This window comes from Advenella sp. RU8 (assembly GCF_048381675.1).
Classification (GTDB): Bacteria; Pseudomonadota; Gammaproteobacteria; order Burkholderiales; family Burkholderiaceae_B; genus Advenella.
This window is the reverse complement of record NZ_JBLWIS010000001.1, coordinates 301,118-316,274: the sequence shown is the minus strand read 5'-3', so window position 1 is coordinate 316,274 and position 15,157 is coordinate 301,118. Positions and strand designations below refer to the sequence as shown.

Below are 15,157 nucleotides of genomic sequence, written 5' to 3'. Positions count from 1 at the left end.
TTGTTAAAAAACATTAATTTAACGTAAATCTTGTATTAATGAAAATACCCTTTGCACCTGTCTGAATCATTCAGGTCGAATGCATTGGTACCTGCTACCAGCCGGACTTTTTTAGATAACAAGCCCCCATATTCTACCGGGCCACTCATTGGTTTGGTATCAAGCCAATACAGGCGGGACGTCAGGTAATAATCACCAACTGGCACATTAGGAAAAGCAAACTGCCCAAAATTATTAGTTTTGGCATAAAAAGCATCCCTGACATAACGTTGGTCCGCCTTGCCGTTTAATACCTTGCCCGCACGACACACTTCCTGATACCACTGGTTACTAACCGATGACACGGGATTAAGGACAACATCAATATAAGCACCTGTTCGGTGCCCGCCATTTACCCTGTCCTGTATGTAAACTTGCCCCACCAGCATGGTTTTGGGCTGAGTGGCCGCCGTTGCCGGACTGCCGGCATAAGCCACACGCTCAACCTGTTTTCTGGGGGCATGCTGCAGTGAACGGTCTTTTTTTGAAGGTGTTGATGAACAACCTGCCAAAACAAGTGCCATGATAGGCACGATGAATCGAATGATATGCTTGCCAGTCAAATGTAAGGAAAAATTCATGGGTTATACTGTTACCATCGTCATAAAGCCAACATTTTCTTGAACTAACATGTAAGACATTAAGATATATAAAGAAAATGCTTCAAATAATTATTGGTATCATCCTAACACCGCAATTTGTTTTTGGAAACTTAAATATTTAATAATATGCGTCAAAGTAATCAACAAACCATTAATGTATGGGATTTACCCACCCGTTTTTTTCATTGGGCCTTGGCTTTCTGTGTAATAGCCGCCTTCTTTACCGTTAAAGCGGCAGGCACCACCGAAGGCTGGATGGCCGATGCAGGCATTGCCTGGATGGAATGGCACTTATGGTTTGGCTATTGCGTCCTCAGCCTGATTTTATTCCGTATTATCTGGGGTTTTACAGGCTCTTATTATGCCCGTTTCAGCGAGTTCATCAAAGGGCCTGCCACCATCATCCGTTATGTTAAAGGGGCTTATCAGTCGCTGGGCCACAATCCGCTAGGCGCTCTTTCGGTTATTGCCCTGTTGGCTGTGTTTGGCTTTCAGGCATTCAGCGGCCTTTTTACAACCGATGACATTTTCACCGAAGGTCCCTTAGTCCATTTGAGTTCAGCTTTTAGCAAAACAATGGGCTCCCTGCACCGTAGCAATGAACCCGTCATGATCATTTTATTTGCGCTGCATATACTGGCCATCATTTATTATCGGGTTTTCAAAAAACAGAATCTGGTGGCAACCATGGTTTCAGGTAAAACCCAAGTTCCACAGCAAGCGGCCCAATACATGCAAAGCGCCAGCGACAATTTGCAAATACGCGTTAAGGGCTTGCTTATCCTGGCGGCAACATCGGGCTTTGTATACTGGATAAGTACGCTAGGCGCAAGTAGCAGTGCGTCTTTCTACTAAAGTCGCCTACTAACCAGCCTCTTATCGCATTCAACAAAAAAACCGGACAAAAATCCGGTTTTTTTGTTGCTGAACCACAAGGGCCAAGAAGTGCCCAACCCTTGGATCAGGCGGTAGCCAAACAGCGGCTATAAGCTGCAGGCATCCGCCAAAACTTGCTTAGTCTTTACGATAAGAATCGTGACAGGATTTACAGCTTTGGCCTGCTTTGCCAAAAGCCACTTTCAGCTTGGCCAGGTCTCCGCTATCAGCAGCGGTAGAAAGGTTTTGAATCGCAACCTTAAAATTCTCACGTTTTTCATCAAAGCCTTTGGCATCTGTCCAAACTTCAGCTTTGGCATCACCACCTTCAAAGCCGGGACCAAAAGCCACCCAAGGCAAAGCGGCCAGTGTATTCAACACGGCCACATTTTGCTTGATGGCCTCGGCATCATAAGGAGCTTCACCTTTTATAACGGGCAGCATTCTGCCAAAATGGGAAGCAACCAATGTTTTAGCGGCCTGACGATATTCAACGGCATCTTCAGGTTTGGCAAACTGCGCATTGGCGACAGTGGATAACAAGGCGGTACAGGCCAGGGCCAAAACCGTAATTTTCTTTTTCATTCGTGTACTCCTAGTCATAAAACAATTATTACAAATAGTATCCTAAAATGCATTTCAAACCAATGACAAATTCCCGTCATGAAATCAATGCATGACTTGTCTCATGCATTGATTTTTTTAAGGCAAGATATCACGATTGGTTTACTTTTAAACATGCATCCCGACACGTTACCTTACTTAGCCAACCTTGCGGGCCAATTCCGCGGCAAGGCCAATATATGAACGCGGCGTCATCTCTAGCAGACGCTGCTTGGGTTCTTCCGGCAAATCAAGATTGGCAATAAATTCACGCAATGCGTCCTGGGTAATACCGCGACCACGGGTAAGTGCCTTCAACTGCTCATAAGGCTGTGGCAAACCATAACGGCGCATAACGGTTTGTACCGGTTCGGCCAACACTTCCCAGCAAGCATCAATATCGGCATCAATGTTGGCTGCATTGATTTCCAGTTTGCCCAAGCCTTTCAGGCATGAATCCCATGCAACCATACAGTAGCCCAATGCAACCCCCAGGTTACGCAATACAGTAGAGTCGGTCAGGTCACGTTGCCAGCGGGAAACCGGCAGTTTTTCTGACAAATGACGCAATACGGCATTAGCCAAGCCTATATTACCCTCTGAGTTCTCGAAGTCGATAGGGTTTACTTTATGCGGCATGGTTGAAGAGCCTACCTCGCCTTCTTTAAGGCGCTGCTTGAAGTAGCCTAGCGCAATATATCCCCAAATATCACGGTTCAAGTCCAGGATAATTGTATTGGCACGGCCAATCGCATCAAACAATGCAGACATCCAGTCATGGGGTTCAATCTGGATGGTGTGCTCGTTTTGGGTCAGGCCCAGTTTATTCAATACACCTTTGCTAAGCGCTGGCCAATTGATTTCAGGATAGGCAGACAAATGGGCATTATAGTTACCGGTTGCACCATTCAGTTTTGCCAGTGGCTCTACAGCGGCTACTGCAGCAATCGCATTTTTAAGACGGGCAGCAACGTTGGCAAATTCTTTACCCATCGTAGACGGGCTGGCAGGCTGGCCGTGTGTCCTGGACAGCAGGGGCTGGTCAGCAAACAGGTTGGCATAACGCACCAGTTCAGCTAACAAATCGTTAAGACGAGGCAATACAACATTGGCACGCACGCGATTTAACATCAGCGCATGGGAGGTATTGTTGATGTCTTCAGAAGTACAGGCAAAATGGATAAATTCCGCTGCCTTGGCCAACTCTTCGTCACCGGCCACTTTTTCTTTCAAAAAATACTCAACCGCCTTGACGTCATGGTTAGTCGTGCGTTCAATTTCTTTAATGCGCTCGGCATCGGCTTCGCTAAAGTTTTCAACCAGACTGCCCAGTTTTTGCCTGGCCTGTGCTGAAAAAGGTGCCAGTTCGGGCAAGCCTGCATCAGACAGGGCAATTAGCCACGAAACTTCGACTTCGACACGATGGGCCATAAAACCGGCTTCAGACAGGTATTCGCGCAAGGCATTGCCACGTGAGGCATAACGGCCGTCTAACGGAGACAAGGCATTAAGCGTACTGAGTTGATCTGCAATTTTCATGAGTAGGAAAAGATAAAAATAAAGAAATTAATAAATAATACCGCCACCAAGACAAACATCGCCATCATAAAGGACGGCAGATTGCCCGGGCGTGACTGCCCACTGTGGCTGTTCAAATGAGAGCATCATGTGTTTGGGATCACCACTTACCAGCGTGCACTTTGCATCGGCCTGACGGTAACGGGTCTTGGCACCATAGATGCCGGGTTCAGGCGCATGGCCTGCCACCCAGCTCAGGTCTTCGGCCTGAAGCTCGTTTGACTGCAGCCAGGGGTGATCATGACCGGCAACGACATAAAGAATGTTATTAGCAAGATCCTTGCGGGCGACATACCAGGCATCGGCCGTGCCATCAGCCTGCTGTCGTCCCTTGACACCACCAATACCCAGGCCTTTGCGTTGCCCAAGTGTATAAAATGCAAGGCCATAGTGCTTCCCAATTTCCTGGCCATCATCGGTAAGAATGGGGCCGGGCTGGGTGGGCAAATAACGGTTCAGGAACTCACGGAAAGGCCGTTCACCGATAAAGCAGATACCGGTAGAGTCTTTTTTGGCGGCATTGGGCAACTTCAACTCGTGGGCAATGCGGCGGACTTCGGACTTTTCGATCTCTCCCAATGGAAAGATGGCCTTGGACAATTGCGCCTGGTTCAGCCGGTGCAGGAAATAACTTTGGTCTTTGGCAGGATCCAGACCTTTGAGAAGCTGGAATTGCGTATGACCGTTATGACTCACTGAACGTACCCGCGCATAATGCCCGGTGGCAATATACTCCGCCCCAAGTTTCATGGCGTGGTCTAAAAATGCCTTGAATTTAATCTCGGCATTGCACAACACATCGGGGTTGGGGGTGCGCCCTGCCGAGTATTCACGCAGAAACTCGGAGAATACCCGGTCTTTGTATTCCGCTGAAAAGTTCACCGCTTCAATATCAACGCCGACCAAATCGGCTACGCTGGCTGCGTCAAGCCAGTCTTGGCGGGATGAGCAATATTCGGAGTCGTCATCGTCTTCCCAGTTTTTCATGAAAAGACCAACAACATCATAGCCTTGCTGCTTGAGCAGCCAGGCACTGACCGAGGAGTCGACCCCTCCGGACATGCCAATAACAACGCGTGGTTTTGATGATTTCTGATTCATCCCGCTATTTTACGTGATGAATCAGATTTTAGGGCCTAAGTACTTAATACATCGTCAACAACTTCAATCCAATGCCTGACCGGTTTGCTGGTGCCACTTTGCAAATGCGACATGCAACCCATATTCGAGGTAATGATCACATTCACATGTCCCCCGCCATCAATGGCAGCCAGCTTGCGGTCGCGCAAGGGCATGGCAATTTCAGGCTGCAAGAGGGAATAAGTACCGGCGGCACCGCAACACAAGTTGGACTCGCCAAATGCGCTCAGATTAAAGCCCAGTTCATTAAGCAGCTTTTCGGTAAGGGGTCGCAAACCCTGCCAGTGCTGCAAGGTACAGGGCGGATGAAACGCAACAGGGCCAGGCAATTTATTGCGCAGTTTCTTGCCCAGCTCGGCACCAAAAGGAGCCAGTATTTCAGCAATATCCTTAACGTGCTCAACGACATAATTTGCCTTTTCCAGATAGACCGGATCATGCCGCAAATGAAAAGGATACGCTTTGACAAAAGCACCACAGCCCGACGCATTCATGACAATCGCTTCTATTTTCCCGGTTTCCAGCAAAGGCACCCAGGCATCAATGTTATGACGTATTTGCTGCAAGGAAGACTGGGTTTCATCAAGATGAAAGTTAACCGCACCGCAACATGCGCGGGAGGGCAAATCGTAGGCGGAAATACCCACTGCATCCAACACCCGAATGCTTGCCGCATCTATCGAGGGCATCAAATCAGGCTGGACACACCCCAATGGCAGCAAGACCTTCCGGGCATGCCTGGCCGCAGGAAGCTGTCCGGGCACGCGGGCCAACGGCAATTTGCCAGCCAGGCTATCAGGCAGAAGCGCGCGAACACGCCGGCCTGCCCGCACCGACAAGCCAAACAAGGCTGAATTCAGTCCTTTGGCCAATATTTTGCGTTTCAGGCGATCGGAAAAACTGCGCTTGACTTTTTCATCAATAAGTTCACGGCCTATATCCAGCAGTTTTCCATATTCAACGCCAGACGGGCAGGTGGTTTCACAGTTATGACAAGTCAGGCATCGATCCAGGTGGGTTTGGGAAACGGCGCTTGGCGCTTGCCCTTCTACCATTTCCTTGATCAGGTAAATCCGCCCCCTTGGGCTATCCAGCTCATCGCCCAGGATCTGGTAACTTGGACAGCTTGCCTGGCAAAATCCGCAATGCACGCATTTTCGCAGGATTTCATCAATCACCTTGCCATCAGGACTGTCCTTGGCCCATTGTGCTAAATTGGTTTGCATGCTCTTGACTCACAGGTTTTTTATTAAACGTTCCGGATTGAAGATACCCCGGGGATCAAGCGCATTTTTAAGGCGCCGGGAAATAGCTTCCAGGTTTGTCCTGAACGGATGAAAGACACCATCAGCAGGAATGGCCTCAGGTCCGGGATAACGAAACAAGGTCGCATGCCCGCCCAATTGCTGGGCCGTATGCCTGACATGCCTTGTATCCTGAACCTGTCGCAACCAGCGTTGGCCGCCCCCCCACTCTATCAGCGGCATGGACTCATTCATTTTGCCGGCCAAAGGAGGTACGGCAACCCGCCAAATAATGGCATTCTTGAAAAACGGATGCGATTGCTCACGTAATGAAAGCCAGAAAGCAACAGCCTCGTCATGGCCAAGTTCCTCTCCGGGCAATTGGGTCTTGGCCTGCGAAACCGCCACATCAGAACCGGACAGACGCAAATACAGATGTCCGTTTTTCCCATCCTCAGGCACCCATGAGCTGGCACTGATACACAAGGAACGCGCATGCACCTGACGAAAAACATCCATGGCCTGATTAATCGTACAAGCGTGCTTCAGTGTTTTCTCACCTAACGGTTTAGGCAAAACCTTGAAAGATATTTCCACTAATGGCCCGAATATGCCTAATGATCCGACCAACAGTCTTGAAACATCATAACCGGCCACATTCTTCATGACCTGCCCGCCAAAACGCAATAATCGCCCTTCGGCATTCATTAACTTGGCGCCCAGTACAAAATCGGCGGTCGCACCAACTGCCATCCGCCTGGGTCCTGCCAATCCGGTGGCAATTGCCCCGCCAATCGTTGCTTGCGGCCCAAAATGCGGGGGCTCCCATGGCAACATCTGGTTCTGTTCATCGAGCAGCTTTTCGATTTCTTGCAAAGGCGTACCACAAGCCGCGGTCATGACCAGTTCGGAGGGCTCGTATTCAATCACTCCCTTGTAGGCGGTCACATCCAGCAGGATCACGTTTTCGGGCGGAGCGACATACGGATTTCCGTAGAAATCCTTGCTGCCACTGCCCTTTACCCGCACATGCTTATGCGATGCAGCAGCAGCAACCACCTGCTCACTTAATTCATTCAAGACAAATGACATAATCGTTAAAATCGCTCTAGATCGGGAAATTTGATCTGCCCCGCATGAACATGCATTTTTCCATATTCAGCACAGCGGTTCAGGGTAGGAATCTGTTTGGTCGGGTTCAATAACTCATCCGGATCAAAGGCCCGTTTTATGGCCATAAAAGCATCCAATTCGTCACGGGTAAACTGGGAACACATTTGATTGATTTTCTCCAGTCCAACGCCATGCTCTCCGGTAACCGTGCCACCCACCTTGATGCACAGTTCAAGAATTTCAGCACCAAAATCCTCGGCACGCCGAACTTCGTCCGGGTCATTCGCATCAAACAGGATCAACGGATGCAGGTTGCCATCGCCTGCATGAAATACATTGGCGCAGCGTAACCGGTACTTGTTTTCCATCTCGGCCATTTGAGTTAACACATTGGCAATCTGCTTGCGGGGAATGGTACCATCCATACAATAATAGTCGGGTGAAACACGACCGGCCGCTGGAAAGGCATTTTTACGGCCCGCCCAAAACAGCAGGCGCTCTTGTTCATTGCCTGAAACCTGCAGGCGGACCGCCCCTGCCTTTTCAAAAACGGCTTTCATGCGCTGGATTTCATCTTCCACTTCCTGACGGGTGCCATCCGATTCGCACAATAAAATGGCCTGGGCATTCAGGTCATAGCCGGCGTTCACAAAGGGCTCAACCATTTGGGTGGCCCGCTGGTCCATCATTTCCAGACCGGCGGGAATAATACCCGCAGCAATAATATCCCTTACGGCATCACCAGCTGCCTTGACCGAGTCAAAACTGGCCATGATGACAGCAGCTGCTTCTGGCTTGGGAATAAGTTTTACCGTGGCTTCGGTAACGATACCCAGCATGCCCTCGGAGCCAATCACGATCGATAGCAGGTTCAATCCGGGCGCATCCGGGGCCGCAGAACCCAGCTCCACAATTTCACCGTCCATAGTAATCATGCGTACACGCATGACATTGTGTACGGTTAGCCCATATTTAAGGCAATGCACGCCGCCAGCATTTTCTGCAATATTGCCACCAATTGAACAGGCAATCTGGCTGGAAGGGTCTGGTGCATAATACAGCCCATATTGCGCCACGGCTTCGGAAATGGCCAGATTACGCACCCCCGGCTCAACCACGGCAGTGGCGGCAACGGGGTCGATATGACGAATTTTGTTCAGCTTGGATACGCCAAGCAAAACGCCATGGGAATGCGGTGTGGCCCCGCCCGACAACCCGGTTCCCGCACCACGCGGCACAACCGGCACGGCATGTTTTTTGCAGGTTTTCAGGGTATGAATAATTTGAGCTTCGTTTTCAGGTAAAACGACAAGCGCCGGGATTTCCTTGAACAGGGTCAGGCCGTCACATTCAAACGGTTTTTTTTCTTCATGCCGAGTTAAAATGCAGTGGGATGGCAGCACGCTTCCCAGTTCGGCAATCAAGCTTGAAAACTCATTCAATGGTATAGCCTGCTCCCGTTGTGCCATCATGCCTCCTTACCCTAACCTAGATTTTTTTTTGCCAGCATACGCTTGCTTATTACAGGCAAGTATACCTATCCGCATAGGGGAGTGACATACCGAAATACCCCTAATAGGGCATGGCAGAGCTTTGCATCACAAACAAATACGGGCCTCTATATTTGAGGCCCGTATTTGTTTCAGAATGAAAAAAATCAGTTATCACTTTCCTCGGCAATGGCCCGGCGTGCTTTTACCGCCTTTGCCAGTCGCTCCAGCACCTGGACTGACGTATCCCAGTCGATGCAACCATCCGTAATACTCTGGCCATACACCAACTCCTGCCCTTCCACCAGATCCTGGCGTCCAGCAACCAAATGGCTTTCAATCATGACACCAAAAATGCGCTGGTCACCGGCTTCCATCTGCTGGGCAATATCATCCATGACCATGGGCTGGTTTTCAGGTTTTTTGCTGCTGTTGGCATGGCTGGCATCAACCATGATCTTGGCAGACAAACCGGCTTTGGCCAATTGCTCTGATGCGTCGTTAATGCTTTCGGCATCATAGTTGGGCGCCTTGCCACCGCGTAAAATCAGGTGACAATCCTCATTGCCAAGGGTTGAAACGATCGCGGAATGACCGCCTTTGGTTACCGACAGGAAGTGATGGGGCTGGGATGCAGCCTTGATCGCATCAAGGGCGATCTTGATATTGCCATCAGTGCCGTTCTTGAAGCCAACCGGACAGGAAAGCCCGGAAGCCAATTCACGGTGTACCTGGCTTTCGGTAGTGCGGGCACCAATAGCGCCCCAGGACACCAGGTCTGCAATGTATTGAGGCGTGATCATGTCCAAAAACTCGCAACCGGCCGGCACGCCTTCGGCATTGACGGCCAGCAGCAATTGACGGGCAAGACGCAAACCTTTGTTAATATTAAAGCTGCCATCAAGCCCCGGGTCATTGATCAGGCCTTTCCAGCCTACGGTCGTACGCGGTTTTTCAAAATACACCCGCATGATGATTTCAAGTTCGCCTTTGAAACGCTCGCGTTCCGCTTTCAGGCGTTTTACATATTCAAGCGCAGCCTTGGGATCATGTATTGAACATGGGCCAATAACCACGACCATCCTGTCATCTTCACCATGAATGATTTTATGGACGGCATCACGTGCCTCATGAACCACATTTGAAATCTCGGTGGTACATGGAAACTCGCGCATCAGGTGAGACGGAGGACTTAATTCTTTAATTTCTCGAATGCGTAAATCATCAGTATTGTATGACACGGTTAACTCCAGGTTTTTGAATGCTTGCGTTTATGGCTGTCTATATACAAAAAGCCGCCAGGTTCTCTGGCGGCTTTTTAGGAATTTTGCTATTTTTACTGCGTAAGCTGTGTCCTTCTCTCCGCCCAAGGCTTTGAAAAACTAAAATAAAAGAAAAAGAAAGACACTGATAAATTTTTCATCATGTTTCTATCCTAGCACAGCTTTTTTTAAAAATAGCCTGTTTTACTGCATCGCAATAAAAATAATTGCAAGATGTTATTAATGCACCACATTAAGACAAAGACTTAAGCCGTACCACCCACCGTCAAGCCGTCCATGCGAATAGTAGGCATACCCACACCTACCGGCACGCTTTGGCCTTCCTTGCCGCAAGTACCAACACCAGAGTCCAGCGACAGGTCATTACCAATCATCGACACCTTGTTCATGGCATCGGGACCATTGCCGATTAAAGTGGCTCCTTTGACGGGATGAGTGATTTTGCCGTTTTTGATCAAATAGGCCTCGGAAGTAGAAAACACAAATTTTCCACTGGTAATATCCACTTGGCCACCGCCAAAGTTAACGGCATACAAACCATTTTTAACCGAAGAAATAATTTCCTGCGGATCTTCCTTGCCTGCCAGCATGAAGGTATTGGTCATGCGTGGCATCGGTAAATGGGCAAATGACTCGCGACGGCCGTTACCCGTTACCGGAGTTTTCATTAAACGGGCATTCAGTGAATCTTGCATGTAACCGCGCAAAATACCATCTTCAATCAGCACATTGCGCTGGGTAGGATTGCCTTCATCGTCTATATTCAATGAACCACGCCGATCCTGGATAGTGCCGTCATCAATCACGGTTACCCCTTTTGATGCCACGCGTTCGCCAATACGACCAGAAAACACACTGGAGCCCTTGCGATTGAAATCACCCTCCAGTCCATGCCCTACTGCCTCATGCAGCAAAATGCCTGGCCAGCCGGAACCCAGCACAACCGTCATCTCGCCAGCTGGCGCAGGCCGGGCCTCTAGATTGGTCAGCGCTTCATGAACGGCCTTGTCTACATAAGTATGCAACAAATCATCTGAAAAATAATTCAATCCCAGGCGGCCACCACCACCGGCATGACCCATTTCACGGCGGCCATTTCGCTCGACCAAGACAGTTAAGGACAGGCGCACCAGAGGACGCACGTCGGCCACTAAACGGCCATCACTGCCGGCGATCAGCACGACATCATATTCAGCCCCCAAACCGGCCATTACCTGAATGACATGCGGATCTTTGGCACGTGCCATTTTTTCAATCCGTTCCAGTAAATTGACTTTATCTGTCGCTGACAGGCTGGCAAGCGGATCAACGCCTTGGTACAAATCATGGGGGCGATTGTCAGCCGCCAGAATTTTGGTTTTACCCGCCCCTTGCCGGGCAATGGTCTTCACGGTTTTGGCCGAAGACAGCAAGGCTTCGGGCGACAACACATCGGAATAAGCAAAAGCTGTTTTTTCACCTGAAACAGCCCGAACGCCCACACCTTGTGAAATGGAAAAACTGCCGGTTTTGACAATACTCTCCTCAAGGCTCCAGCTTTCGCTGCGCGTGTATTGGAAATACAGGTCGGCATAGTCAACCTTATGGGTGAAAATTTCGCCCAAGGCACTGGCCAGATGCCCTTCGTGCAAGTCCCAGGGATCAAGCAGAAGTGATTTGGCGGTTGACAGGCTTAGCATATCAGAATCAATTACGTTCATTTTTCTCAATGTCAAAATTTATTTTACGCACCTGACCGTTTTTTCCGGGAAATCCGTCAAAAACAGAGGCGGTCAGGAAGGGCATTACCTGTGTTAGGTTGGCTTTATTAGAGTCTGCGACAACCGTGGCCTGATAAACTTCAGCACCACTGTTCTGCAAGTCACGTATGGAAACGTGCAATTGGTATCGATTATAACTGGCCTGTACATAACGGTACTGTGGGGCCATGGCAAAACCGACGCCACTATAAAAGGGATGGCGAGCCCCCCAGCCCCAGCCAACATTAAAGCTGGGGTAGAAAAAAGGATCGTAGAAAGGATCGGTTTCCCGCACTAGTTGCTCGCGACTTTGAACACCATATCCAAAAGCAACCTCAAAGCGGGCTTTTTGCTTGCCCACGGCTTCAACCAGGCCTGTTTTCCACATTTGATTACGCAACAGGGTGACATAGCTGGCTTTTTCAAGATCCTGTCCGGCACCGGCTTCAAAACGGTAAAGCTGCCCTTGGGCATTGGCCGGCCATTGCTGGAAAGAAGTTGTCTGGGTTGTAAACCTTTGCGTTGTCGAACACGCTGTCAACAACAGCACGGAAGCGGCGATCGACAAGGTTCGCAAGCTTGGCTTTGAAAAGACAGTACTCATGATACGAAGCTCTGGAGTGATGGTTAAATTCCTTGGACTGGGTATATGATGCATTGTGACACACAAGCGATGATTATTATTTTAAAGCATTTAAAACATCTATAATTAGTGGCGTTAATCAAGAGAATTTTTATTGCCATGACGCAAAATACACCCACCACCATACACCGTCTCGACTATCGTGAATACCCTTTCAACATTACCAATGTTGGATTGCATTTTGATCTTCACGAAACCGCCACCCGCATCACCAGCACCCTCTCGGTCAGCAGTAAAGAAAACCAGCCCGCCGACCTGGTCCTGAACGGGGAAGACATCAAGCTGGTTGCCATTTCCCTTAACGGGCAAACGCTTGAGGAACAACAGTATTCAATTAATGAACAGACCCTGGTTGTACCCGCTTTGCAGGGACAGTTCGAACTGAGTATCGTGTCCGAGTGCAATCCGGCGGAAAACAGCACCCTGATGGGCCTGTATGTATCGGGCAACAGCTTTTTCACCCAATGTGAGGCGGAAGGTTTCCGGCGCATCACGTTTTTCCCTGACCGCCCGGATGTCATGAGCATTTACACGGTCAGCATTTGTGCCGACAAAGCCCGTTACCCCTACCTGCTTTCCAATGGCAACCTGTGTGCCAGCACAGACCTGCCAGACGGGCGCCACCAGGTAACCTGGGAAGACCCGTTCCGCAAGCCCAGCTACCTGTTTGCCCTGGTTGCCGGTGACTTCGACATTCGGGAAAAACGCGCCACCACGCAAAGTGGCCGTGACGTCTTGCTGCAGGTTTATAGTGATAAAGGATCAGGACACCAAACCGAATGGGCCCTTGAATCACTGGAAAACGCCATGAAGTGGGACGAAGAGCGTTTTGGCCTGGAGCTGGACCTAGACCGTTTCATGATTGTGGCCGTACGCGATTTCAATATGGGTGCCATGGAAAACAAGGGGCTTAACATTTTCAATGCCGCCTATGTCCTGGCTGACCCCAATACCGCCACCGATGCCAATTATGAAGGCATTGAATCAGTCATTGGCCACGAATATTTTCATAACTGGACCGGCAACCGCATCACTTGCCGCGACTGGTTCCAGCTTAGCCTGAAAGAAGGGCTCACGGTTTTCCGCGACCAGGAATTTTCTGCCGACATGATGGCCAGGAACCTGGATGCCTCTGCGGCGGCCAGCGCTCGGGCAATCAAGCGCATTGACGACGTTACCCGCCTGAGAACCGCCCAGTTCCCCGAAGACGCAGGCCCCATGGCCCACCCCATTCGCCCTGAAAGCTATCAGGAAATAGGCAATTTCTACACGGCAACCGTTTATGAAAAAGGGGCGGAAGTCATTCGCATGCAACACACCTTGCTGGGCGAAGAAGGTTTCCGTGCCGGCATGGATGAATACTTTCGCCGCCATGACGGACAAGCCGTCACCTGCGATGATTTCATCAATGTCATGGAATCCGTTTACCAGCAACGCAATCCGGGCAAAGACCTGGCCCTGTTCAGGAACTGGTACTCACAAGCCGGCACTCCCCGCGTGACGGTACGGCTCGATTACGATGAAGCACAGCAACGCTGTGCCGTTACCCTGTCACAAGACTGCGCGCCGGTTGGGGTCGAAAAACTGCAGGATGGCTTTGTCAAACAACCCTTCCATATTCCATTTGCCATGGGTTTCATCAGCCAGTCGGGCCAGCCCATCACACTGCACCTTGAAGGCCAGCAACACGCCACCGTTTTGCTTGAACTGAAAGAACAAAGCCAGACCTGGCACTTCGACCAGGTCCCCGAGCGGCCGATCCCTTCTTTACTGCGTGATTTTTCAGCCCCGGTAATCGTTGATTACCCCTGGACCAACCAGGAACTGGCTATCTTGTGCGCCCATGACAGTAACCCGTTTTCACGCTGGGAAGCCGTACAGGAATTAAGTTCGCGCGAATTACTGCGCATTGCCAACACCCTTGCCCAAGGCGCACAGCCAACGCTCGACTCCGCCCTGCTACATGTCTGGAAAACCAACCTGGGTGATCCGAACCTGGACGCAGGCTATCGCGCCTGGCTACTGACCCTGCCGGCGGAAAAAATCCTTGCCGAGCGCATGAATCCGATTGCACCTGTTGCGATTGCCAAAGCAAGGGAATTTGTTCGCCAGGAACTGGCCAGAGGACTGCTAGACTTATGGCTGCAAACCCTAAGCCAGCATGAAACGCCCGGTGCCTATAGCCCGGACCCTGTCAATGCAGGCCGTCGCAGCCTGAAAAACCTGGCGCTAGCCTATTTGCTGTCCATCCAGAACCCGCAAGCCATCCAGGCCGCTTTTGCGCAATACCAGAATGCCAGCAACATGACCGACCGCATTGGTGCACTTTCCCCCTTGGTCAGCTACTACGAGGGCGATGAACGCGATGAGGCGCTGGCCCAGTTTTATGAACAATGGCAGCATGATCCACTGGTCGTGGATAAATGGTTTGCCCTCCAGGCCAATGCCCGCAACGCCACGGCACAAACCATCCTTGGCCTGATGGCTCATCCGGCCTTCAACCTGCGCAATCCAAACCGTGCCCGCTCCCTGATCTTCCAGTTCTGCATAAACAACACCGAAGGCCTGCACCAGGAAGACGGTTCAGGTTATGAATTCTGGGCCGACCAGGTCATTGCCCTGAACAGTATCAATCCTGAAATTGCCGCCCGCCTGGCCCGCGTCATGGACAACTGGTCCCGTTATTCGCCTGCCCTGAAATCTGGCATGCTGCAAGCCCTGAAACGCGTTGAAGCGCATCCAGGCCTGTCTAAAAACGTATTTGAAATCGTATCCAAAGCATTGAACATCTGAAAACCGAGGAATTT

General features: G+C 50.3%; 12 protein-coding genes. 2 read left to right on the top strand and 10 right to left on the bottom strand.

What is annotated here, in order from left to right; genetic code table 11:
• Positions 1-35: 35 nt before the first annotated feature.
• The gene (locus tag ACM5Q9_RS01450; RefSeq protein ID WP_418142956.1) at positions 36-620 is read right to left on the bottom strand and encodes a carboxypeptidase regulatory-like domain-containing protein; all 585 of its coding nucleotides are present in this window, start codon (positions 618-620) and stop codon (positions 36-38) included.
• A gap of 147 nt (positions 621-767) precedes the next feature.
• On the opposite strand from ACM5Q9_RS01450, the gene ACM5Q9_RS01445 reads away from it, so the two are divergent.
• Entirely contained in the window at positions 768-1,496 is a 729-nt protein-coding gene (locus ACM5Q9_RS01445; RefSeq protein WP_418142955.1) for a cytochrome b/b6 domain-containing protein, read from the top strand.
• 159 nt (positions 1,497-1,655) lie between these two features.
• Here ACM5Q9_RS01445 and ACM5Q9_RS01440 read toward each other — a convergent pair whose 3' ends face one another.
• From ACM5Q9_RS01440 to ACM5Q9_RS01400, 9 genes are all read right to left on the bottom strand, one after another.
• Positions 1,656-2,102, bottom strand: coding sequence for a c-type cytochrome (locus ACM5Q9_RS01440; RefSeq protein ID WP_418142954.1), 447 nt, complete (start codon positions 2,100-2,102; stop codon positions 1,656-1,658).
• A gap of 177 nt (positions 2,103-2,279) precedes the next feature.
• A complete protein-coding gene (gene purB, locus ACM5Q9_RS01435) occupies positions 2,280-3,659 on the bottom strand; it encodes an adenylosuccinate lyase (RefSeq protein ID WP_418142953.1) in 1,380 nt (459 codons plus the stop codon).
• 27 nt (positions 3,660-3,686) lie between these two features.
• A complete protein-coding gene (gene mnmA, locus ACM5Q9_RS01430; protein WP_418142952.1) occupies positions 3,687-4,799 on the bottom strand; it encodes a tRNA 2-thiouridine(34) synthase MnmA in 1,113 nt (370 codons plus the stop codon).
• Between the two features lie 35 nt (positions 4,800-4,834).
• Complete coding sequence (glcF, locus tag ACM5Q9_RS01425; protein WP_418142951.1) at positions 4,835-6,064, bottom strand: glycolate oxidase subunit GlcF; 1,230 nt, start codon at positions 6,062-6,064, stop codon at positions 4,835-4,837.
• 9 nt (positions 6,065-6,073) lie between these two features.
• A complete protein-coding gene (gene glcE, locus ACM5Q9_RS01420) occupies positions 6,074-7,174 on the bottom strand; it encodes a glycolate oxidase subunit GlcE (RefSeq protein ID WP_418142950.1) in 1,101 nt (366 codons plus the stop codon).
• 5 nt (positions 7,175-7,179) lie between these two features.
• Entirely contained in the window at positions 7,180-8,664 is a 1,485-nt protein-coding gene (locus ACM5Q9_RS01415) for an FAD-linked oxidase C-terminal domain-containing protein (RefSeq protein ID WP_418143145.1), read from the bottom strand.
• Between the two features lie 188 nt (positions 8,665-8,852).
• Positions 8,853-9,926: a 3-deoxy-7-phosphoheptulonate synthase AroG gene (gene aroG / locus ACM5Q9_RS01410; protein ID WP_418142949.1), complete on the bottom strand. Its 1,074-nt coding sequence runs from the start codon at positions 9,924-9,926 to the stop codon at positions 8,853-8,855.
• Positions 9,927-10,213: 287 nt separating this feature from the next.
• On the bottom strand, positions 10,214-11,668 hold the full coding sequence (gene tldD / locus ACM5Q9_RS01405) for a metalloprotease TldD (RefSeq protein WP_418142948.1): 1,455 nt from the start codon (positions 11,666-11,668) through the stop codon (positions 10,214-10,216).
• Complete coding sequence (locus ACM5Q9_RS01400) at positions 11,655-12,311, bottom strand: DUF4136 domain-containing protein (RefSeq protein WP_418142947.1); 657 nt, start codon at positions 12,309-12,311, stop codon at positions 11,655-11,657. Before ACM5Q9_RS01400 ends, tldD begins: the two co-directional genes overlap by 14 nt.
• A 138-nt stretch (positions 12,312-12,449) precedes the next feature.
• Between ACM5Q9_RS01400 and pepN the strand changes: the two genes are divergently transcribed.
• A complete protein-coding gene (gene pepN, locus ACM5Q9_RS01395) occupies positions 12,450-15,143 on the top strand; it encodes an aminopeptidase N (protein ID WP_418142946.1) in 2,694 nt (897 codons plus the stop codon).
• Positions 15,144-15,157: the final 14 nt, after the last annotated feature.

Bases quoted from the DNA above. Each gene is read 5' to 3' on its own strand.
- glcF (WP_418142951.1), bottom strand. From the start codon at position 6,064: ATGCAAACCAATTTAGCACAATGGGCCAAGGACAGTCCTGATGGCAAG.
- purB (WP_418142953.1), bottom strand. From the start codon at position 3,659: ATGAAAATTGCAGATCAACTCAGTACGCTTAATGCCTTGTCTCCGTTA.
- mnmA (WP_418142952.1), bottom strand. From the start codon at position 4,799: ATGAATCAGAAATCATCAAAACCACGCGTTGTTATTGGCATGTCCGGA.
- pepN (WP_418142946.1), top strand. From the start codon at position 12,450: ATGACGCAAAATACACCCACCACCATACACCGTCTCGACTATCGTGAA.
- ACM5Q9_RS01450 (WP_418142956.1), bottom strand. From the start codon at position 620: ATGAATTTTTCCTTACATTTGACTGGCAAGCATATCATTCGATTCATC.
- ACM5Q9_RS01415 (WP_418143145.1), bottom strand. From the start codon at position 8,664: ATGGCACAACGGGAGCAGGCTATACCATTGAATGAGTTTTCAAGCTTG.
- tldD (WP_418142948.1), bottom strand. From the start codon at position 11,668: ATGAACGTAATTGATTCTGATATGCTAAGCCTGTCAACCGCCAAATCA.
- ACM5Q9_RS01440 (WP_418142954.1), bottom strand. From the start codon at position 2,102: ATGAAAAAGAAAATTACGGTTTTGGCCCTGGCCTGTACCGCCTTGTTA.
- ACM5Q9_RS01400 (WP_418142947.1), bottom strand. From the start codon at position 12,311: ATGAGTACTGTCTTTTCAAAGCCAAGCTTGCGAACCTTGTCGATCGCC.
- glcE (WP_418142950.1), bottom strand. From the start codon at position 7,174: ATGTCATTTGTCTTGAATGAATTAAGTGAGCAGGTGGTTGCTGCTGCT.
- ACM5Q9_RS01445 (WP_418142955.1), top strand. From the start codon at position 768: ATGCGTCAAAGTAATCAACAAACCATTAATGTATGGGATTTACCCACC.